This is a genomic window from Agrobacterium sp. LMR679 (assembly GCF_027157905.1).
GTDB lineage: Bacteria > Pseudomonadota > Alphaproteobacteria > Rhizobiales > Rhizobiaceae > Agrobacterium > Agrobacterium leguminum.
Map to the genome: position 1 here is coordinate 1,555,364 of NZ_JAPVOJ010000001.1, position 16,569 is coordinate 1,571,932.

Annotated in this window: 18 protein-coding genes and 1 pseudogene; 9 read left to right on the forward strand and 10 right to left on the reverse strand. The window is 60.4% G+C overall.

Annotation, left to right across the window (positions count from 1 at the left end):
- Positions 1 to 103: 103 nt before the first annotated feature.
- On the forward strand, positions 104 to 2,008 hold the full coding sequence (gene cobT, locus O3W47_RS07315) for a cobaltochelatase subunit CobT (protein WP_127755896.1): 1,905 nt from the start codon (positions 104 to 106) through the stop codon (positions 2,006 to 2,008).
- A gap of 37 nt (positions 2,009 to 2,045) precedes the next feature.
- Complete coding sequence (locus tag O3W47_RS07320; protein WP_269313723.1) at positions 2,046 to 3,023, forward strand: esterase-like activity of phytase family protein; 978 nt, start codon at positions 2,046 to 2,048, stop codon at positions 3,021 to 3,023.
- A 2-nt stretch (positions 3,024 to 3,025) separates the two neighbouring features.
- Here O3W47_RS07320 and O3W47_RS07325 read toward each other — a convergent pair whose 3' ends face one another.
- From O3W47_RS07325 to rpmB, 3 genes are all read right to left on the reverse strand, one after another.
- On the reverse strand, positions 3,026 to 3,361 hold the full coding sequence (locus tag O3W47_RS07325) for a pentapeptide repeat-containing protein (protein WP_077985339.1): 336 nt from the start codon (positions 3,359 to 3,361) through the stop codon (positions 3,026 to 3,028).
- 90 nt (positions 3,362 to 3,451) lie between these two features.
- The gene (locus O3W47_RS07330; protein ID WP_080857445.1) at positions 3,452 to 4,096 is read right to left on the reverse strand and encodes a queuosine precursor transporter; all 645 of its coding nucleotides are present in this window, start codon (positions 4,094 to 4,096) and stop codon (positions 3,452 to 3,454) included.
- A gap of 162 nt (positions 4,097 to 4,258) precedes the next feature.
- Entirely contained in the window at positions 4,259 to 4,549 is a 291-nt protein-coding gene (rpmB, locus tag O3W47_RS07335) for a 50S ribosomal protein L28 (RefSeq protein WP_003509888.1), read from the reverse strand.
- 252 nt (positions 4,550 to 4,801) lie between these two features.
- Here rpmB and O3W47_RS07340 point away from each other — a divergent pair, with 252 nt between their 5' ends.
- Positions 4,802 to 5,575, forward strand: a complete 774-nt coding sequence (locus tag O3W47_RS07340; protein ID WP_003523301.1) for a DUF3108 domain-containing protein — start codon at positions 4,802 to 4,804, stop codon at positions 5,573 to 5,575.
- Between the two features lie 5 nt (positions 5,576 to 5,580).
- Here O3W47_RS07340 and O3W47_RS07345 read toward each other — a convergent pair whose 3' ends face one another.
- Both O3W47_RS07345 and gloB read right to left on the reverse strand, forming a co-directional pair.
- The gene (locus O3W47_RS07345) at positions 5,581 to 6,021 is read right to left on the reverse strand and encodes a cupin domain-containing protein (RefSeq protein WP_164865268.1); all 441 of its coding nucleotides are present in this window, start codon (positions 6,019 to 6,021) and stop codon (positions 5,581 to 5,583) included.
- Positions 6,021 to 6,791, reverse strand: a complete 771-nt coding sequence (gene gloB, locus O3W47_RS07350) for a hydroxyacylglutathione hydrolase (protein WP_269313361.1) — start codon at positions 6,789 to 6,791, stop codon at positions 6,021 to 6,023. Before gloB ends, O3W47_RS07345 begins: the two co-directional genes overlap by 1 nt.
- A gap of 106 nt (positions 6,792 to 6,897) precedes the next feature.
- Here gloB and O3W47_RS07355 point away from each other — a divergent pair, with 106 nt between their 5' ends.
- From O3W47_RS07355 to O3W47_RS07365, 3 genes are all read left to right on the forward strand, one after another.
- Positions 6,898 to 7,659: a class I SAM-dependent methyltransferase gene (locus O3W47_RS07355; protein ID WP_003523306.1), complete on the forward strand. Its 762-nt coding sequence runs from the start codon at positions 6,898 to 6,900 to the stop codon at positions 7,657 to 7,659.
- Positions 7,660 to 7,743: 84 nt separating this feature from the next.
- On the forward strand, positions 7,744 to 8,850 hold the full coding sequence (hisC, locus tag O3W47_RS07360; RefSeq protein ID WP_080857443.1) for a histidinol-phosphate transaminase: 1,107 nt from the start codon (positions 7,744 to 7,746) through the stop codon (positions 8,848 to 8,850).
- Complete coding sequence (locus O3W47_RS07365; protein ID WP_137453747.1) at positions 8,850 to 9,779, forward strand: prephenate/arogenate dehydrogenase family protein; 930 nt, start codon at positions 8,850 to 8,852, stop codon at positions 9,777 to 9,779. The genes hisC and O3W47_RS07365 overlap by 1 nt, the downstream gene beginning before the upstream one ends.
- 179 nt (positions 9,780 to 9,958) lie before the next feature.
- On the opposite strand, the gene O3W47_RS07370 is transcribed toward O3W47_RS07365, so the two are convergent.
- Positions 9,959 to 10,960: a DUF2125 domain-containing protein gene (locus tag O3W47_RS07370; RefSeq protein ID WP_269313362.1), complete on the reverse strand. Its 1,002-nt coding sequence runs from the start codon at positions 10,958 to 10,960 to the stop codon at positions 9,959 to 9,961.
- A 49-nt stretch (positions 10,961 to 11,009) separates the two neighbouring features.
- Between O3W47_RS07370 and O3W47_RS07375 the strand changes: the two genes are divergently transcribed.
- Positions 11,010 to 11,561, forward strand: coding sequence for a gamma-glutamylcyclotransferase (locus tag O3W47_RS07375; protein WP_269313363.1), 552 nt, complete (start codon positions 11,010 to 11,012; stop codon positions 11,559 to 11,561).
- On the opposite strand, the gene O3W47_RS07380 is transcribed toward O3W47_RS07375, so the two are convergent.
- The 4 genes and pseudogenes from O3W47_RS07380 to ftsE form a co-directional block, all read right to left on the reverse strand.
- On the reverse strand, positions 11,534 to 12,331 hold the full coding sequence (locus O3W47_RS07380; protein WP_065657055.1) for a lysophospholipid acyltransferase family protein: 798 nt from the start codon (positions 12,329 to 12,331) through the stop codon (positions 11,534 to 11,536). The two genes, O3W47_RS07375 and O3W47_RS07380, sit on opposite strands and share 28 nt — an antisense overlap.
- Before the next feature lie 115 nt (positions 12,332 to 12,446).
- Complete coding sequence (locus O3W47_RS07385; protein WP_164865301.1) at positions 12,447 to 13,163, reverse strand: YdcF family protein; 717 nt, start codon at positions 13,161 to 13,163, stop codon at positions 12,447 to 12,449.
- Between the two features lie 127 nt (positions 13,164 to 13,290).
- Positions 13,291 to 14,297: pseudogene (locus O3W47_RS07390) on the reverse strand (cell division protein FtsX).
- Positions 14,290 to 14,949 carry a cell division ATP-binding protein FtsE gene (ftsE, locus tag O3W47_RS07395; RefSeq protein ID WP_003497447.1) on the reverse strand — a complete coding sequence of 220 codons (660 nt, stop codon included), beginning with the start codon at positions 14,947 to 14,949 and terminating at the stop codon, positions 14,290 to 14,292. Before ftsE ends, O3W47_RS07390 begins: the two are co-directional and overlap by 8 nt.
- Before the next feature lie 201 nt (positions 14,950 to 15,150).
- On the opposite strand from ftsE, the gene O3W47_RS07400 reads away from it, so the two are divergent.
- Together O3W47_RS07400 and hpt are read left to right on the forward strand one after the other, a co-directional pair.
- A complete protein-coding gene (locus O3W47_RS07400; RefSeq protein ID WP_137453750.1) occupies positions 15,151 to 15,822 on the forward strand; it encodes a DUF3426 domain-containing protein in 672 nt (223 codons plus the stop codon).
- 70 nt (positions 15,823 to 15,892) lie between these two features.
- Positions 15,893 to 16,435: a hypoxanthine phosphoribosyltransferase gene (gene hpt / locus O3W47_RS07405; RefSeq protein ID WP_077985217.1), complete on the forward strand. Its 543-nt coding sequence runs from the start codon at positions 15,893 to 15,895 to the stop codon at positions 16,433 to 16,435.
- Positions 16,436 to 16,569 lie beyond the last annotated feature (134 nt).

Sequence of the window (16,569 nt, forward strand, 5' to 3'; positions counted from 1 at the left end):
CCCCGGCTTGTCCGGAGAAGATCACCGATGACTTGAAGACGCCGGTGGGGCGCGCGATCTTCTGATCGCGTGCCGCAGGCGCCGACAAATGACAGGAAAGACAATGGCAGGGCGCGGCGACAATTCCAGAGCAAAACCGGGTACGGCGGTCGATACGGAACCGTTGCGTCAGGCGATTGCCGGATGCGTGCGATCCGTCGCCGGCGATGCCGAAGTCGAGGTCGTCTTCGCCAATGAGCGGCCGGGTCTTGCCGGTGAGCGCATGCGCCTGCCGGAAATCTCCAAGAAACCGACCGCGCAGGAAATCGCCATCACCCGCGGCCTTGGCGATTCCATGGCGCTGCGCCTTGCCTGCCATGATGCCGACACCCATGCGGTGATGTCGCCGCAGGGCGCCGAAGCCCGGCTGATCTTCGATGCGGTGGAACAGGCGCGCGTGGAATCCATCGGCGCGCTGCGCATGCCGGGCATGGCTTCCAACATTCATGCCATGAATACGGAAAAATACGCCAAGGCCAACTTCGCCGGCATCAACAACAAGGACGATGCGCCGCTTGCTGAAGCCGTGGCGCTTCTGGTGCGAGAGAAGTTGACCGGGGAGAAGCCGCCGGAAAGCGCCGGCAAGGTTGTCGATCTGTGGCGCGATTTCATCGAGGACAAGGCGGCCGGCGACCTCAAGGATCTCTCCAGCGTCATCACCGACCAGAAGGCGTTTTCGCGACTGGTGCGCAAGATGCTGACCTCCATGCAGATGGCGGAAGATTTCGGCGACGAGGATAACGAGCCCGAGAGCCAGGAAGCGGAATCCAACGAGGACCAGCCGCGCACCAACGAGACCGAAGAAGAACAGGTCGAGGAGGAGGCCGGCTCCGACGCGACGCCCGCCGATGAAAACGAGGCCTCGCAGGAGGAAATGGAAGAAGGCGAGATGGACGGTGCCGAGATGTCGGACGAGGAGATGTCCGACGATCTCGACGAGGATTCCGAAACGCCCGGCGAAACCCGCCGTCCCAACAGCCCCTTCGACGATTTCAACGAGAAGGTCGATTACCGCATCTTCACGCAGGAATTCGACGAGGAAATCCACGCCGAGGAACTGTGCGACGAGGCCGAGCTTGACCGTCTGCGCGCCTTCCTCGACAAGCAGCTCGCTCACCTTCAGGGCGCCGTCGGGCGTCTGGCGAACCGTCTGCAGCGACGCCTGATGGCGCAGCAGAACCGTTCCTGGGACTTCGATCTGGAAGAGGGCTATCTCGATCCGGCCCGCCTCGTCAGGCTCATTATCGATCCCATGCAGCCGCTTTCTTTCAAGAAGGAGCGCGACACCAAGTTCCGCGATACGGTGGTTTCGCTCGTCATCGACAATTCCGGTTCGATGCGCGGCCGTCCCATTACCGTGGCTGCCACCTGCGCCGATATTCTGGCGCGCACGCTGGAGCGCTCGGGCGTGAAGGTGGAGATTCTGGGCTTTACCACCAAGGCGTGGAAGGGCGGACAATCGCGCGAACAATGGCTCGCCAATGGCAAGCCGGCGTCGCCGGGTCGTCTCAACGATCTGCGCCATATTATATACAAGTCGGCGGACGCTCCGTGGCGGCGCGCGCGGCGTAATCTCGGCTTGATGATGCGCGAGGGCCTGCTGAAGGAAAATATCGACGGCGAAGCGCTGATGTGGGCGCATAACCGCCTGATCGGCCGCCCCGAGCAGCGCAAGATCATGATGATGATCTCCGACGGTGCACCGGTGGACGATTCGACCCTGTCGGTCAATCCGGGCAATTATCTGGAGCGGCATCTGCGCGCCGTCATTGAGCAGATCGAAACGCGCTCGCCGGTGGAACTGCTGGCAATCGGTATCGGCCACGACGTGACGCGTTATTATCGCCGCGCAGTGACCATCGTGGATGCGGACGAGTTGGCCGGCGCGATGACCGAGCAGCTTGCGGCGCTCTTCGAGGATACGAGCGGCGCTTCCGGTTCGTCCCGTAGGGTTCGCCGTGCGGGATAAGCGGGGCCGGGCTTCTTCCGCCTGCAAGACGCTTGCGATGGCCGCCATTCTGGCGGCCGCATCGTTATGTCCGGTTTCCATCGGCGCATCCACCATCGATGTGCCGGTGAGCGTGCGTCTGCTTTCCTCTTTCGAGGTCGGCACCAGCGAAAAACGTTTCGGCAAGCTGGAATTTGTCGGGGGCATGGTGATGAGCGCGCCGGAAAAGCTGTTCGGGGCGATATCCTCCATCCGTTTCCGCCCCAATGGGGAGGATTTCGTTGCGGTGCTGGATACCGGCCATTGGCTGACGGGCAGGGTCTTGCGTGACGCTCGCGGTGCTTTATCCGGGTTTGCCGATGCCCGCATCACTCCCATGCTGGACATGAGCGGGCGCGAACCGCCGCGCAAGATGGAGATGGATGCGGAAGGGCTGGCGCTGCGCGACGGCAGGGTTTTCGTCAGTTATGAGCAGCGCCACAGGATCGATATCTATCCCGATCCGGGCTTCGCCACCGCAAAGCCGCTCGACCGCCTGCCATATCTCATCCCTAGCAACGAGTTGCGCCACAATGGCGGCCTGGAGGCTCTCGCGGTATCGCCGGCCGATTCGCCGCTCGCCGGGGCTCTGGTCGTGGTGGCTGAAAAAAGCATCGATACGGACGGCAATCTTCTCGCCGCCATACTGGAAGGTCCACGCAAGGGCACATTCGCCGTTACGCATCATCCGTCATTCGACGTGACGGACGGCGCGTTCCTGCCCGATGGCGACCTGCTGCTTCTCGAGCGCCGCTTCAATTTCGCCGAAGGCGTGGGCATGCGCATCCGCCGCATCCGTGGGGCCGACATCCGGCCGGGCGCTGTGGTGGATGGCGAAATCCTCATGGAAGCCGGCATGGCCTACCAGATCGACAATATGGAAGGCATGGATGTGGTGAAGGGGCCGGACGGCTCCACACGCCTCATCATCGTTTCCGATGACAATCACTCGTTCCTCCAGCGCAACCTGATGCTGGAATTCAAACTGGTGGAGTAAAATCAGGCCTGCTGCTGTGCCGCCTTATAGGCTGCCATCAGGTCCTCGACGGGAATGCCGTCGATCTTCATGCCGGTCATCCGGCATGACGTTATCTGCGCACCGGACAGGTTTGAGTTGCTCAGTTTCAGACCGGAAAAATTGACGTCGTCGATCGACCAGCCGGACATGTTGTTATCCGTGAACGACGCACCTGACAAATTGATATTGTTGAAGCTCGCACCGGAAAGATTGACATTGTCGAAGACCGTGCCGGATAGATTGACGTCGTTGAAGGTTGACCCTGAAAGCGTGGCGCTGGCGGCCTCCACGATGTCTATAACGTCCTTGATCTGCATGTCGACCTGCCTCCGCGCTGTGCCACGGACGACAGACTGCAATGCTGACGGATGGCTTGCAAGCGCGATTTGATCCGCGCTTGCCCGGTCTCAAACGCGGCCGGTTTTTACGGCGCCCGGCATCGGCTTCAGCGTGTTCATCAGCGCGCCGTAGGGCAGGAGCATGACGAGGCCGACGAGAACCTTCACCGAAAGATCACCCAGCGCCCAGGAAATCCAACGGGGCGCTTCCACGGCGAAGACACCGAGAATGGGAGCGTTTTCGATGGCGAAGGCGTCGTTGGGGCCGACGAAGGAGAAGCTTGCGGCAAAGGCGATGGAGAAGAACAGGGCCGTATCCAGCACCGATCCCAGCATGGAGCCGGCGAGCGGCGCATGCCACCAGCGCTGGCGGCGCAGGCGGTTGAAAACGGAAATGTCCAGCAGCTGGCCGATCAGATAGGCGGTGCCGGAAGCGACTGCGATGCGCGGAATGGATGTCCAGAAAGACAGCGTGACCCCGACGACAAAGCCGGCAAGCACGACGCGGCGCGCGATGGAGGGGCCGAACTGGCGGTTGGTCAGGTCCGTGACGAGGAAGGCGATTGGATAGGTGAAGGCGCCCCAGGTCAGAAGGTCGCCGAGATTGACGCCGAACAGCGAGCCGGAAAGCGGGTATTGCACCAGAATATTGGATGCGACAACCACCAGTGTCATCAGCAGGACATAGATAAGCGTAAAGCGCAGATAGGGCATTTTTTTATCCTGGGTGATGCCACCAGTTGGAGCCAAGCATCGGAGGAAAACATCTCAAACGGTTTTCGCAAAACCCGATGCAACTAAAATCTGGAACAAACAAAAGGCTTGAGCGGCAAAGCCATTCAAGCCTTCTGAATTCAGATGATGTCGAAACCGCTATTAAGCAGCTTCGGCCGTCTTCTTGGCGATCTGGCGGCGCAGGAGACGAGCGCGCATGCTCAGTTCGTTTTCGCCGGACTTCAGAAGGAAGGCATCGAGGCCGCCACGGTGTTCAACGGAGCGCAGAGCGGCTGCGGAAACACGCAGGCGGAAACGCTGGCCGAGAGCATCGGAGATCAACGTGACCTGGCAGAGGTTCGGAAGGAACCGGCGCTTGGTCTTGTTGTTGGCGTGGCTGACGTTGTTGCCCGTCTGGACGCCCTTGCCGGTCAATTCGCATACACGGGACATGGGTACACCTATTTCGTTTCGTCTGTTTCACCACTGGCTCGCCACCGGCAAAACCGGGGTGGCAATCCAACTGGCCATGATTGGAAAGTTGCGGTTCTATAGTCAGACGAGACTTAACAGTCAAGCCGCTCGCGATCAAATGAAAGGAAATTCCGGCGTTTTCAACCGGCATCCGCTTTTTTATTGCCACAAGTCAGCGTATATGATCGCCCGATAAGGCCGCTTCCGCGCCTCTTTTAAGGTGATATCGAAATGATTGCCAGAGGAAAAAGCATTTTCGTGGCCGCGACAATAGCGTTAACGGGCGTCTCCCCCTCGCTCGCCGCCGAAGCGCGTCACACAAGCGAATACAGCATCAATCTCGGCATTTTGCCGATTGCCAGGGCAAGTTTTTCGACTCGCATGGACGGACCGAATTATTCGATCTCCGGTTCCTTCAGCGCCGCCGGCCTTGCCAGCATCCTCAAGGATATTTCCGGCAAGACGACCGTTTCCGGCGCCAAGCGCGGCCACCGGCTGCAGGCCAACGAATATTCGCTGGTCTATAAGGACGGCAAGCGGGTGCGCACCTATGACGTTGTCTATCGCAACGGCAACGTCACATCGACGACGGTGAAGCCTGAGCCGAAAGCCCGACCGGACAACTGGGTGGATGTGAAGGACCGCGACCTGCGCTCGGTTCTCGATCCGATCTCCGGCCTCATCATTCCCGCGGGCGGGCGCATCTGCCCCACTCGCCTGCCGATCTATGACGGCGAATCGCGACTCGATCTGGTTTTGAGCTCCAGCGGCACCAAGCCGTTCAAGACCAACGGTTTTAATGGCGACGCCATCGTCTGCAAGGCGCGGTATGTGCCGAAGTCGGGTTACAGGCAGGGGCGCAAGGATATCGAATATCTGAAATCCATTTCCATGGAGATCTGGTTCGCCAAATCGAACAACATGGATGTCTATGCGCCTGTCTATGCAATCATTCCGACTCGGGTGGGGCAGGTTTACATCACCGCCACGAAATACGGCGGCTGAGGCAATTACGGCGCATCACCCGGCGACCAGCCGGGCTCTGCCATAACGAAGCTCGAAAAGGCAAAGCCCGGTGAGACGGTGCAGCCGACGAGCGTGAAGTCGCCGAGGCTTTCGGCCGATTGCCAGCAATTGGCGGGAACGATGACCTGCGGGCGCTCGCCTTCAAGAATGGCGGGGCCGAGCGTGAAGGTCTGCACTTCCCGGCCGTCCTGCGAAAGATGCAATGCGATGGGCGCGCCGGCATAATAATGCCAGACCTCCACCGCATCGGTGACCCGGTGCCAGTGCGAGCGGTCGCCCTTTTCCAGGAGATAATAGATCGCCGTCGAATGGCCGCGCTCACCGCCTGCCTTGTCGCGGAATGTCTGGTGGTAAAAACCGCCCTCGGGATGCGGCTCCAGCCCCAGTTCGCGAATGATCGCCTGCGCCGACATATCCGTTCCCATCAGAAATTGTCCTTGCGTGTGCGGATTTCCGCGAAAACATCGGCATCGGTGGCGCTTTCAAGGCCAAGATATTTGCGAATACCGGCGTCGGCCACCCGCATATAGGGATTGGTCTGTTTTTCGAGCCCGATCGTGGTGGGAATGGTGAATTCATTCGCCTGCCGCGCCTTCTCTATGTGGGCCACGCGCTCGCTCAGCACAGCATTCTCCGGATCGACGGTGAGGGCGAAACGGGCATTCGTCAGTGTATATTCATGGCCGAAATAAACCTTGGTCTCATCCGGCAGCGCCATGAGTTTCTGGAAGGAATGCCACATATCCGCTGCCGGACGTTCGAACAGGCGGCCGCAGCCCATGGCAAACAGCGTATCAGCGGCAAACAGCAGCCCGTCATCGGGCAGATAATAACAGATATGTCCCGCCGTATGGCCGGGCGTGGCGATGACCTGTACGCGACGGCCGGCGAATTCGAATTCGTCGCCATCGGCCTGCGAACGGTCGAGACCGGGGATCGCAACCGCTTCGTCGTAGGGGCCGTGAATTTCGCAGCGGAACTTGTCTTTCAGGGCCAGATTGGCTTCCACATGGTCCTGATGGTGGTGGGTGGTGAAGATATGGGTGAGCTTCCAGCCGTGGCCGTCGAGCGCCTGCAGGATAGGTCCTTCTTCCGGTGCGTCTATGGTGGCCGTCGCGCCGCTTTCGGGATCGTGCAGAAGAACCCCGAAATTGTCGCTGCGGCAAAGAAAGACGTCTATTTCCAAAGGTTTCATCTTATCCTCTCCATTTGCCGGCCAAAACCGGCGCATTCGCCCGCCTGACCTTCTATGTAAGGGCAGACGCCTTGAAGTCCAACCGCCTGATGCTACATTCTCGCCCATGAATACCGATATCGTCGATCTGCGCGAATTCTATCATTCTCCGCTTGGCCGCTCGGCCGAGCAGGCGATCACCATGGCGCTTTCGACGCTGTGGCCGCCTTTGCCGGAAGAGCGGCTGGTCGGCCTTGGTTACGCTGTGCCGTTTCTGGAGCGGTTTCGCCGCGATACGGAGCGCACCTTCGCCTTCATGCCGGCGGGGCAGGGGGCGGTGAACTGGCCGGCGGGCGAGCTGTCCTCCACTGCGCTGGTGTTCGACGAGGAACTGCCGCTGCCCGATGCGTCGATAGACCGGGTCTTGATGGTGCACGCGCTCGAATTTGCCGAAAATCCGCGCGAAAGCCTGAAGGAACTGTGGCGGGTGCTGGCGCCCGGCGGCCGTCTGGTGATCGTGGTGCCGAACCGGCGCGGCGTCTGGGCGCGCATGGAGCACACGCCCTTCGGTTCCGGAAGGCCCTATTCACGCGGACAGCTGACGGCGCTTTTGCGCGAAACCAATTTCACGCCGGGCGCCACCGCCGAGGCGCTGTTCTTCCCGCCCACCACCAGCCGGCCGATACTGAAATTCCGCCGCTATCTCGAACATACCGGCCGCCGGCTGTGGCCGCTTTTTTCTGGCGTCATCGTGGTGGAAGCCCAGAAACGTCTCTATCAGGGATTGCCCGTCACCCAGCGTGCCTCGCGTCGCGTTTTTGTGCCCGTGCTGGCCCCGCAGGGGGTGCCCACCACCCGCACTGCCGCAAGCCAAGGAAAGCCGCGCTGACCCTCGACAAAGCGCCCATTCCGGTCTAATGCCTCCGGCATTGCTTTTGCCGGGTTCTCCGGCGCTTTTCCAAAGGTCGATCAAATGAGTGCAGAGCTTAGCCAACCTGTTCCGCGTCCGGGTATTCTGGATATCGCCGCTTATGTTCCGGGCAAGGAACATGTGGACGGCGTTGCGAAGGTTTATAAGCTCTCCTCCAATGAAACGCCGCTTGGGCCGAGCCCGAAGGCGATAGAGGCTTTCGGCGCAGCTGCCAGCCATCTGGAAATCTATCCGGACGGTCAGGCCATCGCGCTGCGTCAGGCGATTGCCGACGTGCACGGTCTCAACATCGCGAACATCATGTGCGGCAACGGTTCGGACGAGCTTCTCGGCCTGCTTTGCCACGTCTATCTGGGCGCGGGCGATGAGGCGATCATCACCGAACACGGTTTCCTCGTTTACAAGATCCAGATCATGGGCGCGGGTGCCACCCCGGTGACGGTGAAGGAAAAGGATTGTGCGGTGGATGTGGATGCGATCCTCGCCGCCGTGACGCCGAAGACGAAGATGGTTTTCGTCGCCAATCCGGGCAATCCCACCGGCACCTATGTTCCCGTGGCGGAAATCCGCCGCCTGCAGGCCGGCCTGCCGAAACATGTCGTGCTGGTGCTGGATGCGGCCTATGCCGAGTATGTCCGCAAGAACGACTACGAGGCCGGTCTCGAACTGGTCTCAGGCAACCGCAACGTGGTGATGACCCGCACCTTCTCCAAGGTATACGGCCTCGCCGCCCTGCGCGTCGGCTGGATGTATGGCCCTGCCGCTGTTATCGATGCACTGAACCGTGTGCGCGGTCCGTTCAATATGAGCGCGCCGGCTATCGCGGCGGGTGCTGCGGCAATCCGCGATCAGGCCTTCGTAGAGAAGGCCGTGGCGCATAACGCGCTGTGGATGGAAAAGCTGGTCACGACCTTTACCGGCCTCGGCCTCACCGTCACGCCTTCGGTTACCAACTTCATCCTCATCCATTTCCCGGATCAGGACGGCAAGCGCGCGGCGGATGCGGACGAGTTCCTGAGCCGCCGCGGTTATATTCTGCGTGCGGTACGTGGCTACGGTTTCCCGAATGCGCTGAGAATGACCGTCGGCTCGGAAGAGGCCAATCTCGGCGTCATCGCGGCCCTTACCGAGTTCATGGGGCAGGCGTGATGGCTGAGATCATGTTTGAACGCATCGCGCTGATCGGCATCGGCCTGATCGGCTCGTCGATTGCCCGCGATGTCAGGGAACTGGGGCTTGCCCGCCATGTGACCATTTCCACCCGCAGCGAAGACACGCTGAAACGGGCGGAAGAACTGGCGCTTGGCACGGATTACACCGTTTCGGCGGCAGGCGCGGTAAAGGATGCCGATCTCGTCATCGTCTCGGTGCCGGTCGGCGCGTCGGAAAGTGTGGCGCAGCAGATCGCCCCGCATCTGAAGCCGGGCGCCATCGTGACCGATGTCGGCTCCACCAAGGCTTCGGTCATCGCGCAGATGGCGCCGCATATGCCTGACAATGTGCATTTCATTCCCGGCCACCCGCTGGCCGGTACGGAAAAATCCGGCCCGGATGCCGGTTTTGCCGGTCTCTTCCGCGACCGCTGGTGCATCTTCACGCCGCTGCCGGGCACGGATGCCGAGGCTCTGGAAAGGCTGAAGGATTTCTGGCGGGCGCTCGGTTCGCGCGTGGATGAGATGGATGCCGAACACCACGACAAGGTCTTGGCGATCGTGTCGCATCTGCCGCACATCATCGCTTACAATATCGTCGGCACGGCGGATGATCTGGAGACGGTGACCGAATCGGAAGTCATCAAATATTCCGCCTCCGGTTTCCGCGATTTCACCCGTCTCGCCGCCTCCGATCCCACCATGTGGCGCGATGTCTGCCTGCATAACAAGGATGCGATCCTTGAAATGCTGGCGCGGTTTTCCGAAGACTTGGCGTCCCTGCAAAGGGCGATCCGCTGGGGGGAGGGCGACAAGCTGTTCGAGCTGTTTTCCCGCACTCGCGCCATTCGCCGCTCCATCGTTCAGGCCGGTCAGGATGTGGATGCACCCGACTTTGGTCGCCATGCGCTGGATCAGAAGAAATAAATGCCGCTGGCGACAGTCATGGCCGGATTTGATCCGGCCATCAGACCGCTGGTAAAGTGTCAAAGCTTTGCTTTCGTCATCCTTGGGCTTGTCCCAAGGATCTGAACAGATCAACACAAACAATCGGTTGCAGATCCTCGGGACAAGCCCGAGGATGACGTCGAATATGGGGCTAAACGTCAAATAGGCGGGATTTTCCCAAGCGGGATGAACCCGCTGATCGTGGCACGGCCACGGTCCACCACCAGATCGACGGATGCCCTGTCGCCGCCACCGGCGAGCGCGCGGAGCAGCTTGCGGGCCGTATCAATGGTGGATTGCAGCTGCGGGAAGGCCTGCTTGGCATTATCAGACCACGCGCCAAGCTTTTCGATCTCAAGCTTGAACTGGCCGGAGAGATAACCTTCGTTGTCGAATGAGAAGGGGCCGGTGATGCGCATCGTGCGGCCGTCGCCGATATCAGCGACCAGGCGGCGGAGTTCACCGCTTGTGCCGTAAAGGCCGGATTTATCGCTTCCATCCACCATGCCGGCCTTTCCGGCGAGCGTCACATCGAGAATGGCGTCGAGGCGCGGAAGAACCTGTGGCCAGTCCTTGATGACGGTTGCCGCATCGGTGAGCGTAATCGCGCCATCGAGATCGGCACCGTTCTGGCGCAGATGCATTTCCGTCTTGAGGGCATCGAAATCGATGGTCTGGCCGGTGACCGAAGAAACCGCCTGCGCTTTCAGCCCGTCGATGACGAGCGAGCTGCGGTCGATGCCCTTCAGCTTGGTGACGATGCTGGACTGCATGTTCTGCCAGGCGGCCGAAATCGTCAGACCGTGGGCGGAACGGATTTCCGCCGGCGAATCGAGTTCCCAGACGATGTGGCCGGGATTATAGACCTGCGCTGCCGAGCGAAGTTCGCCGAAGGAAGCGGAAACGCCGTTCTCCTTGTCATCCACCGTCACTTTGGAGCAGAAGAGGCCGATGCGGAAGGGATAACCCTTGAAGGCGATATCACCGCATTCGCCGCTGACGCTGCGGGCCTGTGAGGGGGCAATGACGTTCAGAACCGTCTGCCTCAGCCTGTCGGCGGCGTAAAACCAGCCGGCGGTATAAAGTCCGATGACCACGAGGATGGCGATGGCGAGCCAGAGGAATTTTTTGGCGGTGCCGGATTGGCTTGACGCTGCCATATTGATCTCCGATGAACAGACTTCAGACAATTTCGATTTGGCTTGGGATATGGACGATTTTTGGGTCTTTGGCTACGGTTCGTTGATGTGGAACCCCGGCTTCGCCTTTGAAGAGCGGCAGCAGGCGCGGCTGCACGGGTATCGGCGCTCGCTTTGTATCAGTTCCAATTTTTATAGAGGCACCGAAGAAAAGCCCGGTCTCGTTCTCGGCCTGGAGCGCGGCGGCTCCTGCCTTGGCGTCGCTTTCCGCGTGCGCGGACAGGACCGCGAGCCGGTCATGATCTATCTGCGCGAGCGCGAACTGGTGACGAATGTCTATAAGGAGCGGCTGGTTTCCATCGCGCTTTCCGATGGCAGACGCAGCAGCGCGGTGACCTATGTGGCCGATCCCGCGCATGAGCAATATATCGGCGGTCTCGGCGTTGCCGAATCGGCGACCATCGTCGCAGCCGCATCGGGCCGGTCCGGGCCGAATACGGATTATGTCTTCAACACCGTGCAGCATCTGCAGGAAATGGGCATTCGCGACTCCCTGCTGGAGAGCATCGCGAAAAATGTCGGCACGCTCGCCGCTCAGCCGGCGGCGGTTTCCTTGCCCTGAAGTTCGGCGATCCGCTTCACGGCGGTCGGAGGCAGCGGCAAATGCGGGTTGTTGCGCACGGTTTCCAGCAGCAACTCGTCGCTCGCTTTTTCCGTCACGTCGATCAGGCGCTTGAAGAACACGTCGGGATCCAGCCCCGGCTCGATGGCCGGCAGGATACGCACCTTGAAATGGCCGGGATAACGCATGGTGGAACGGCGCGGCCAGAAGAGGCCGGGATGCATGGCGACGGGAATGACCGGAACCTGCAGATCGCGGTAAAGCCTTGCGATGCCGTAACGATATTCGGGTTCGGCGCCCGGCGGGCGGCGCGTCCCTTCGGGATAGATGATGAGTTCGCGACCGGCGGCCATTTCCTCTTTCGCCCGCTCCATCACCTTCAGCATCACCTTGCCGCGTGCGGCGCGGTTGACCGGGATCATGCGCTGTTTCATGGCGTACCAGCCGAACAGCGGAATCCACAAAAGCTCGCGCTTCAGAATATAGACCGGATCGGGAAGATTGGGCAGCAACGCGTAGGTATCCCAGAAAGACTGGTGCTTGGGTGCGAAGATGCAGCCGGTTTCGGGAATGTTTTCCAGCCCTTCCACCTCGAAGGTGGTGCCGACGATGGTTTTCATCAGCCAGTGGTTGGATCGCGCCCAGTTCTTGGGAATTTCATAGGCGATCTTGCGCGGCAGGATGAAATAGATCGGCGTCAGCACGATCATGCGGACAATCAGGTTGAGGTAAAACAGCGTATTGAAAAGAAAAGAGCGCAGCTTGAGCATCAACAGCCTTCCCGGAGCGCAGCCGTTCCGAAGCCTTGGACAGGCCTCGATGCCGGATGCCGATGCCAGACGCCTACACGAAAACAAGGGGCCGCAGCAAGCGCGTTCTCGCCGGTCAGGAAGAAGCGCTTGTCGTCTTTATCCGGGAATGATCTGCGGCGGCCTTGCGCAGACCGTCGCCCTTGCCGAAGCCGGTGAGGTCGCGTCCCGCCGCCGCCACGAACTTCAGATACTCGTAAAGCATGGTTCTCACCACATCCGGCTCCACGAACCAGTTTGTGCGGGCGAGATCGGCGCTGATGACGGGATAGGCGATGAATTGCGTCTGCGGGCTGGCGCTGCGCAATTCATGCAGGCTGCGATGCATATGATAATTATTGGTGACGACGACGATGGAGGAATAGTTGTGGTCGCGTATCCAGCTTGCCGCCTCACTGGCGTTGCCAATCGTGTCTATCGCCTTGTAGCCCATATCCACGCAGCAGGAAAACATGTCGGATGACCCCTGCGTCATCTTGCGGATTTGCGCGCGGGTGGTGGCCGGGTTGACGCCGGAAATCAGAAGCCGCTTGCCCACGCCGTCTCTCAGCAGGCCGACCGCCTGTTCGATACGCTGATAACCGCCAGTAAGCACGATGATGGCATCGCCTCTCGCTCCCTCCGGCGGACGCATGGAGGCGACGGAATCGGCAAACCAAAGGAAACCGCCGGAAAATGCGCCGAGCACAATGACGCAAAGCAGGATGAGGCCGCGAATAAAACGGCGCAGAGGACCGCGCCGCGACAACAGGCCCTTTCTGGCCGGTCGCGCTGTCGTCTGATCCTGGTCCATCCGACTCACAAACATTCCTCCTGAATACTCGCCGATTAAGGCAAGGAACAGGCATTTTTGTCCACCGTCTGCAGGTTACATCCGGCTTGTGACGGTTTCAGTTTTACCGCAGGATTCCGGGGTGTTCTCACGATGCAAGGCCGTCGCTTTTCGATGGATCGGAGCGGACGCGGTCGATATCGTCGATGGTGCGGATGACGGTCACGCGCGCCGTAATGGTGGTCAAAAGCGCGATGATGATCATCGTCATGGCAATGCCGAAATAGCCGCCGAGGCCGACCGAAAACGAGCCGAAAAGCGCGCTCGCCTGATCGCTCTGCGGCGTGGCGACCGTGCTCGATTGCCAGAAACCGGCGACGAGGAAAACCGCCGCGGCCAGTGCACTGCCCGCCGCCGCCCCCTTGAGGCTGATCTTCAGGAAGTGTTTCTGGAATTCGCGCGCCACAAAACTGCTTTCCGCGCCGACGAAATGCAGAACCTCGACGATATGCCGGTTGCCGGAAAGCGCGCCGCGCGTCGCAAACACCACCGTCAGCACCATGGCGGTGAAGACGAGGATAAGAACGCCGACGCCGATCATGACAGTGGTTCTGGCCATGGAGACCAGCCTGTCGACCCAGGTGCGGTGGTCGTCCAGAAATGCCTGCGGAATCTCGGCCTTCAGCATGTCCCGCATCGCCTGGAAATCGGGCGGATTGTTTTCATCGATGGTGATGACGACGAGACGCGGCACCGGCAATTCGGAAAGATCGAGACCGCTGCCGAGCCACGGCTCCAAAAGACGCGATGTCGCCGCATCGTCGAGGATGGTGCCATCCCGCGTGCCGACGAAGGTGAGCGCCAGGTTGCGCGCCTTGAGAGCGCCGCATCCATGTCCAGCCCGTCCTCGGGCTTGATCTGGATGGTGATCTCACGGGAAATCTGGCTCTGCCAGGTGGCGGCGGTGGCGCGCACCATGGAGACGGCGCCCAGCGTCAGGCAGGCGAGAAAGGCCATGATGGCGATGACCACCATCAGCGCGTTGCCCTGAATATTGGAGGGCGGCAGTATGGGCGCCATCGGGCGGATGCGCATGGGCGGGCGCTTCGGCTGCGCCGCTTCCGGCTTCAATTGTTTGCGGTTGATCTCATTCATAGATGTCGAGCCGCCCTTCGGTCAGGATCATCCGGCGCGCATCGATCTGGTCCATCAGGCCGAAATCATGGGTGGCGATGACGACGGCCGTGCCCAGCCGGTTGAGTTCCAGGAAAAGGTTGAGAAGGCGCTTGGCCATCGGTGGATCGACGTTGCCGGTCGGCTCGTCGGCAAGCAGGATTTCGGGTTGGTCCATCAGCGCGCGGGCAATGGCGGCGCGCTGCTTTTCCCCGCCGGAAAGAATGGCCGGCAGCACATTGATGCGCTCGCCGAGCCCCACCCACTTCAGAAGCTCGATCACATCGTTGCGATAGGCGCTTTCTTCCTTGCCGCGCACGCGCAGCGGCAGGGCGACGTTTTCATAGGTCGTCAGGTGATCGAGCAGCCGGAAATCCTGAAACACGATACCAACGCGGCGGCGCAGCATAGGCAACTCGCTGCGCGGAATGCGCGACACATCGCGGTTGAACATGCGGATATTGCCGCGCGTCGGCTGCAGCGACATCAAAAGCAGGCGGAGCAGCGTCGTCTTGCCGGCGCCCGACGGGCCGGTCAGAAACTGGAACGAACCTTTGGGGATATCGAAGGTCATGTCCCTCAGGATCTCGGGTCCCATGCCGTAACGCAACCCGACATTTTCGAAATGGATCAACGGACTTCCAGTCTCTTCGTTTCGTGGTGGTTCGCAAGCCGCTGGCGCGTGGGGTTCGGATGTCGGGGTTTAACCCGGATCCGGCAGCCTGTGCGAGCCGTTTTTGCGAAGCATTAACCAATTAAATTTAAAACTTGGCAGGATTCGTTGCAATGCCCAGTTTTGCGGGCCGGAAAACCTCACCCAAGGAATTCTATGGCTATGTTCCGTTCATCTCGCCGGCAAGCGGCATTCGATTTCGACCTCCTGATGCCGGAAACGCCGGTGCGCCGCACGGCGCGGGCGGCAAATCCCGACCGCGATGTGGTAGACGCTGAATTTGTCACCATCAAGGAAAACCGTTCGCGGCAACCCGGAAACGACAATCGTGGTGCTGCGCGCCGGCAGGCGGCCAAACCACCCGTCACCATCGGTGTGCTTGGCCTTGCCTTCATCGGCTGGCTGGACCGCAGATTGTCCCGTCTTTCGGCTGATGCCTATTCGGCGCTGGTGGCGGGGCTCGCGATTTTCGTCTTCGTCTGCTCGGGCGGTCTTTCGGTGGTCGTGCCGGAAAAGCCGGCTGTTGCCGCTTCGGTGAACCCGCTCGCCATTTCCCATGTCACCGTGACCCCGATGGAGGCGGACGGCATGGATACTCTGCTCATCAACGGCATCGTCGAAAACAATGGCGGCAATCTCGAAGAGGTGCCGGCTCTCCGCGCCGATCTCTTCGCCGCCAAGGGACAGCTGGTGGCCAGCATGGTCATCGAACCGCCGGTGAAAGAGATGCAGCCCGGTTTCAGCCACGGTTTTTCTGCAAAGTTGCGCCATCCCGGTGGAAAAACGCCTGAGATCAAGCTTTCCTTTGTTGAGGCGGGTGCGTCCGAACGCTGACTGTGCTAACGCGTGGTCTTCGTATTTTTACTGAAAGGTAAAATCGGCAAGGCGCAGCACAGGAGAAAGAATGCCCGTCGTCCGTGGAAAAAACATCGAGCCGCTTTATAGCGCCGAGCAGATCGCCGAGCGCAATCGCGATATGGCCAAGCACATTGCCAGCGGCCCGACTAAGGATTTGCTGGTCATTGCCGTGCTCAAGGGATCGTTCATTTTCGCGGCCGATCTTATCCGCGCGCTGCATGACAGCGGCCTTGCTCCCGAAGTCGAATTCATCACGCTGTCGAGCTATGGCGCCGGCACGGTTTCGCAAGGTGTGAGGATCGTCAAGGATATCGACAGCGACGTGAAGGACCGCGATGTCCTCTTGATCGACGATATTCTCGAATCCGGCCGCACGCTGCGTTTCGCCAAGGAACTGCTCTACGAGCGTGGCGCCCGCAACGTCACCATCGCCGTGCTGCTCGACAAGAAGGTCAAGCGCAAGGAAGATCTGGAGGCCGATTATGTCGGTTTCGAATGTCCGGATTATTTCGTCGTGGGTTACGGCATGGATGTCGCTTATGCCTTCCGCGAACTGCCCTTTGTCGGCGTCGTGACCGGCGACGCCTGAGCACTTTTGCCGTGCCGGAACGGCACAGCGCGGAGACGCCTCATTAACCATTCACCCAGCGAAGGGCTGGGTGTTTACCTCTTGAAAAGAGGAGCCTGCGATGTTGCTCACGGCTGGAAATGATGCCCAGGAGC